Annotated in this window: 5 protein-coding genes and 1 riboswitch; all 5 genes read left to right on the top strand. The window is 77.9% G+C overall.

Annotated features, from left to right (window positions below; genetic code table 11):
* Positions 1-16 precede the first annotated feature (16 nt).
* On the top strand, positions 17-1,117 hold the full coding sequence (locus tag J1M37_RS06930; protein WP_206452371.1) for a methionyl-tRNA formyltransferase: 1,101 nt from the start codon (positions 17-19) through the stop codon (positions 1,115-1,117).
* Positions 1,114-2,745 (top strand): RsmB/NOP family class I SAM-dependent RNA methyltransferase, encoded by a 1,632-nt coding sequence (locus J1M37_RS06935; RefSeq protein ID WP_206452372.1) that lies wholly within the window; start codon positions 1,114-1,116, stop codon positions 2,743-2,745. Before J1M37_RS06930 ends, J1M37_RS06935 begins: the two co-directional genes overlap by 4 nt.
* Positions 2,746-2,761: 16 nt before the next feature.
* A complete protein-coding gene (rpe, locus tag J1M37_RS06940) occupies positions 2,762-3,433 on the top strand; it encodes a ribulose-phosphate 3-epimerase (protein ID WP_141842770.1) in 672 nt (223 codons plus the stop codon).
* Between the two features lie 104 nt (positions 3,434-3,537).
* A riboswitch (FMN riboswitch) is annotated at positions 3,538-3,682 on the top strand.
* An 82-nt stretch (positions 3,683-3,764) separates the two neighbouring features.
* A complete protein-coding gene (gene pnuC / locus J1M37_RS06945; protein ID WP_069941988.1) occupies positions 3,765-4,469 on the top strand; it encodes a nicotinamide riboside transporter PnuC in 705 nt (234 codons plus the stop codon).
* Positions 4,466-5,558: bifunctional diaminohydroxyphosphoribosylaminopyrimidine deaminase/5-amino-6-(5-phosphoribosylamino)uracil reductase RibD (gene ribD / locus J1M37_RS06950; RefSeq protein ID WP_206452373.1), on the top strand; the 1,093-nt coding region annotated here is incomplete at its 3' end. The genes pnuC and ribD, both read left to right, overlap by 4 nt.

Raw genomic sequence — 5,558 nt, forward strand, 5'->3', positions numbered from 1 at the left:
GAACAGGAGCCGCCCGATGACCGCCCCGACGCCCCTGCGCGTGCTCTACGCCGGCACGCCCGAGACCGCCGTGCCCGTGCTGCGCGCCCTGCTCGACTCAGCCCACGAGGTCGTCGGCGTGCTCACCCGGCCGGACGCCCCGGTCGGGCGCCGGCGGGTGCTGACCCCGTCGCCGGTCGCGGTCGTGGCCGAGGAGGCCCGCCTGCCCGTGCTCAAGGCCGACCGACTCCGCGGACCCGAGGGCGCCGATGCCCTCCAGGCGATCCGCGCCCTCGAGGCGGACGTGGCCGTCGTCGTCGCCTACGGGGCGCTCGTGCCCGCCGAGGCCCTGCAGACCCCCCGCCACGGCTGGCTCAACCTGCACTTCTCCGCGCTGCCGGCCTACCGCGGCGCCGCCCCCGTCCAGCGCGCCGTGATGGCAGGGGAGACCGAGATCGCCGCCGACGTGTTCCAGCTCGAGGAGGGCCTGGACACCGGACCCGTCTTCGCCCGACTCACCCGCCCCGTCGCGGCCGACGAGACCGCCGGGACCGTGCTCACCGACCTCGCCGAGCGCGGCGGCCCGCTCGTGATCGACGTGCTCGACCGCCTGGCGGCCGGCACCGCGACGGCCACGCCCCAGCGCGGCGAACCCACCCACGCGCCGAAGCTCACGGCCGCAGACGGCCTGGTGGACCCCGCCCGCCCGGCGGCCGAGGTGGCCGCCCGGATCAACGGCGTCACCCCCGAGCCCGGCGCCTGGGGCTGGCTGACCGCGGACGACGGCGCCGCCCCGGCCCGTTTCAAGCTCGACGGCGTCGCCCCGGTCCGCGCCGGCGACGACGGCTGGCCCTCCGTACTCGACGCCGCGGCTCCCGGGCAGATCCTGGTGGCCGCGAAGGCCGCCTGGCTGCGCACCGCCGGCGGGGCCGTCCGGCTCTCCCGCGTCCAGCCGGCGGGCAGGAAGCTGATGCCGGCCGCCGACTGGGCGCGCGGCGCCGCCGCCGGGGCCGCACTGCTGGCCGGGGAGGCGCTCGCCCACCACGAAGAACAGGCCCACCGGGAGGCCGCCGCCCGGGCCGCGGCACGCGAGGCCGCGCGGAACGCCACGGCACAGGACGAGGAGGCGCGCGCATGAGCCGCGAGAGACAGCCAGGACAGGGCCGGGGCGAGCGAGGGGCCCGCGGAGAACGCGGCCGCGCACCCCGGCCAGACCCCCAGGACCGCCGGGATGCGCAGGGGCGCACCCGCAACCGGGGTCGCTCCGGCGCCGGGCGGAAGTACTCGGCGCAGGCGCCGTCGCAGCGCTCCCGCACCGCCGACCCGGCGCGCCGCGTCGCGTTCGGGGTGGTCCGCTCCGTCCACGCCGAGGACGCGTACGCGAACCTGGTCCTCCCGGCGCGCATCCGCCAGGCCCGCCTCGACCGGCGCGACGCCGGCTTCGCCACCGAACTCGCCTACGGCACCCTGCGCGGGCTCGGCCTGTACGACGCGATCCTGACCCGCTGCGTGGACCGCCCGCTCGAGAAGATCGACCCACCCGTGCTCGACGCCCTGCGGCTCGGCGCCCACCAGCTGCTGGGCATGCGCGTGCCCGCCCACGCCGCCCTCGACGCCACCGTCTCCCTCGTGCGCGCCGAGATCGGGGCCGGCGCCTCCGGGTTCGTGAACGCGGTGCTGCGTCGGGTCGCGGAACGCCCCCTCGAGGAGTGGCTGGCCGACGTCGCCCCCGCCGACGGTGGCGACGCCGCCCTGGCCGTCCGCGCCTCGCACCCGGTGTGGATCGTCCGCGCGCTGCGCCAGGCCCTGGCCGCCCACCGCGGCACCCGCCACATCGCCGACCGCGACGCCGAGCTGGCCGCCCTGCTCGAGGCGGACAACGCCCCGCCCGTGGTCAACCTCGTCGCCCTGCCCGTGGCCGGCGGGGCCGAGGCGCTCGCCGCGGCCCTCGACGACGGCGCCGAACCCGGGCCGCTGGCCCCGGACTCCGCCCTGCACTCCGGCGGCGACGCCGGCCGCCTGCCCGGGGTGCGCGAGGGCGTGCTCCGCGTCCAGGACGCCGGCTCCCAGCTCACCGCCCGCGCCCTGGCCCAGGCGCCCGTCCCCGCGGCCGAAGGGCGCGCCGAGCGCTGGCTCGACCTGTGCGCCGGCCCCGGCGGCAAGGCGGCCCTGCTGGCCGCCCTCGCCGCCGAGCGGGGTGCGACGCTCGTGGCCAACGAGGTCGCCCCGCACCGCGCCGACCTCGTCCGGCAGGCACTCGCCGCCGTGCCCGCCGACGCCTGGACCGTCCGGACCGGGGACGGCCGCACGATCGCCGACGCCCCCGAGGCGGCCCCGGCGTTCGACCGCGTCCTCGTGGACGCCCCCTGCACCGGCCTCGGGGCGCTGCGCCGCCGACCCGAGTCACGCTGGCGCCGCACCCCGGCCGACCTCGCCGAGCTCACCGGCCTGCAGGCCGAGCTGCTCGACGCGGCGGTCTCCGTCCTCGCCCCCGGCGGCGTGCTCGCCTATGTCACCTGCTCCCCGCACGTCGCGGAGACCGTCGTCCAGGTCCAGGACCTCGTGCGCCGCCACCCCGAGCTGGAGCTGCTCGACGCCCGCACCGCCCTCGACACCGTCGCGCTCGACGACCTGCGCCTGGACGAGGCAGAACCCGCCGGCGCGCCGAAGCCGGGAGACGTGGTCGCCCGCACGGCCCAGCTCTGGCCGCACCGGCACGGCACCGACGCCATGTTCCTGGCCCTGCTGCGCGCCCCCGGCGCCTGACCGAGAGGACCCGACCATGACCGCCCGCGCCCCGCGCCTGCACCCCTCGATCCTGTCCGCGGACTTCGCCCGCCTCGCCGACGAGCTGGCCCGCATCCCCAGTGCGGACGCGGTGCACGTGGACGTCATGGACAACCACTTCGTCCCGAACCTCACCCTCGGCCTGCCCGTGGTCGAGGCGATCCGACGCGCCACGGACCTGCCGCTGGACCTCCACCTGATGATCGAGGACGCCGACCGCTGGGCGCCCGGCTACGCGGAGGCGGGGGCCGAGTCCGTCACCTTCCACGCCGAGGCGTCGGCGGCGCCCGTCCGGCTGGCCCGGGAGCTGCGCGCGGCCGGAGCGAAGGCCGGCATGGCGCTGCGGCCGGCGACCGCGGTCGAGCCCTACCTGGACATGCTCCCGGAGCTGGACATGCTCCTGCTGATGACCGTGGAGCCCGGCTTCGGGGGGCAGGCGTTCCTCGACGTCGTGCTGCCGAAGATCCGCCGGGCCCGCCGCGCCCTCGACGGCGGGCCCGCCCCGCTGGCCCTCCAGGTCGACGGCGGCGTGAACCGCGAGACCATCGAACGCGCGGCCGAGGCCGGGGCCGACGTGTTCGTGGCCGGCTCCGCGGTGTTCGGCGCCGAGGACCCCGACGCCGCGCTCGCCGGCCTGCGCACCGCCGCCGCCCGCGCCTGCCACTGAGCCCGGCGACGCCGTCGCCCGCCCGCCGCGCCGGACGTCGCCCGGCGTCGTCCGGCGACGTCCGGCATGCGCGGCCGGCCGGGCGTGCGATACTGCTGGACAGCAACGTGCTCCGAGATGCGGTGGAAGTCCGCACCGGCGGTGACAGCCCGCTAACCGCGCGGCCCGTCCTCATCCGAGGCGGTGCCGAGCGGCCTGACCGGTGGAATTCCGGTGCCGACCGTACAGTCGGGATGGGAGAGGCACGCGGCGGAGCCGTTCCGCGCCCTGCGCGGGAGGGCTGCGGAGCGCACCCCTCGGAGTCCCGATCCGAGGAGGTGGCGTCACGGTCATGGACTGGCTGGTGGACGCGTTCAACTGGACCGTCCCGGTCGCCGGCGGCGGCCTGCTCATGCGCGAGGTGCTGGGCAACGTCTTCGGCCTCGCCTCCGCCCTGGGCGGCATGGCGCGCAGGGTCTGGGCCTGGCCCGTGGGCATCCTCGGCAACCTCATCCTGCTGACGGTCTTCCTCGCCTCCCTGTTCACGGGGGCCGATCACGCCACCCTGCTCGGTCAGGCCGGCCGACAGGTCATGTTCATCGCCGTCTCCGTCTACGGCTGGGTGCGCTGGCGTCAGGCCCGTCGGGGCCACGCCGAGGACGCTCCCGCCATCACCCCGGAGTGGGCCGGCTGGCGCGGGCGCGTGTTCCTCGTGACGGCCATGGCGGTCGGCACCGTCGCCCTCACCCCCGTGTTCCGCGCGCTGGGTTCGTGGGAGCCGGTGTGGGCGGACGCCTGGACGTTCGTGGGATCGCTGCTGGCGACCTACGGCATGGCGCGCGGCTGGGTGGAGTTCTGGCTGATCTGGGTGGCCGTGGACGTCGTCGGCGTGCCCCTGCTGTGGAGCACCGGCTACTACGCCTCGGCCGTCATGTACGCCTTCTACGGCGCCTTCACCCTGATCGGCTTCTTCGTGTGGCTGCGCGCCACAGACCGGGACAAGCCCGCCGTGGAGACGCTGCTGCCGGACGGCCCCGAGGGGGACGTCGCCCGATGAACGCCGCCGAGACCCCGTCCGCCGACCCCATGGACCTCGCCGTCGGCGCCGCGCTGCGCGGCGTGCGCGGCGCCAACCCCCTCGTCGGGGCCGTCCTGACCGACGCGGCCGGCCGCATCCTGGCCGTCGGGCACCACCGCGGACGGGGGACCGCCCACGCCGAGGTCGACGCCCTGACCCGCTGGCGGGCCGCCCGCGCCGCGGATCCGGCCCTGGCCACCCTCGACCCCGCCGGCCTGACGCTGCACGTCACCCTCGAGCCCTGTGACCACACCGGCAGCACCGGCCCCTGCTCGCAGGCCGTCCTGGACGCGGGGATCGGCGCACTGCGCTACGCCGTCGCGGACCCCACCGGTCACGACGGCGGCGGCGCGGCCCGCCTCGCCGCGCACGGGGTGCACGTCACCGGCCCCACCGGCGAGGCGGCCGCCCTCGCGCTCACCGCCCGCTGGCGCGAGGTCCGCGACGCGGGCCGCCCGTGGGTGACCGGACACCTCGCCCAGTCCCTCGACGGCCACGCCGCGGCCGCCGACGGCACGAGCCAGTGGATCACCGGCCCGGACTCCCGCGTCCACGCCCACGAGGTGCGCTCCCGCGTCGACGCCATCGTCGTCGGCACGGGGACCGTCCTGGCCGACGACCCCCGCCTCACCGCCCGTGACGCCGCCGGCGCCGAACTCGCGCACCAGCCCGTGCCCGTCGTCCAGGGTCACCGGCCCGTGCCCGACGGCGCCGCCCTGCGCGCCCACCCGGTCCTGCTGCACGTGCCGGACCACGATCCGCACGCCGTCCTCGCCGCGCTCGCCGCCCATCCCGGGCCCTGGCCCCACGGCCGCCGTGCCGAGCACGTGCTCATCGAGGGCGGGCCCCGCGTGCTCGGCGCGTGGCTGCGCGCCGGCCTCGTGGACGAGCTCATGGTCTACACCGCGCCCCTGCTGCTCGGCCCGGGCCGCGCCGCCGTCGCCGGCCTGGACGTCGCCACGCTGTCCGAGGGACCGCGCTGGCATCCCGACCCCGCGGAGGGCGGCCCCGCCCGTGCCCTCGGCGTCGACGTCTGGACCCACCTGAGCCCGGTGCCGGCCCCGCGCC

The sequence above is a fragment of the Micrococcus sp. KRD012 genome (genome assembly GCF_017168555.1).
In the GTDB taxonomy this organism is placed as follows: domain Bacteria; phylum Actinomycetota; class Actinomycetes; order Actinomycetales; family Micrococcaceae; genus Micrococcus; species Micrococcus luteus.

What these genes read in the sequence shown, in the direction of transcription:
- J1M37_RS06930 (WP_206452371.1), top strand. Translation starts at nt 17, where the DNA reads ATGACCGCCCCGACGCCCCTGCGCGTGCTCTACGCCGGCACGCCCGAG.
- J1M37_RS06935 (WP_206452372.1), top strand. Translation starts at nt 1,114, where the DNA reads ATGAGCCGCGAGAGACAGCCAGGACAGGGCCGGGGCGAGCGAGGGGCC.
- rpe (WP_141842770.1), top strand. Translation starts at nt 2,762, where the DNA reads ATGACCGCCCGCGCCCCGCGCCTGCACCCCTCGATCCTGTCCGCGGAC.
- pnuC (WP_069941988.1), top strand. Translation starts at nt 3,765, where the DNA reads ATGGACTGGCTGGTGGACGCGTTCAACTGGACCGTCCCGGTCGCCGGC.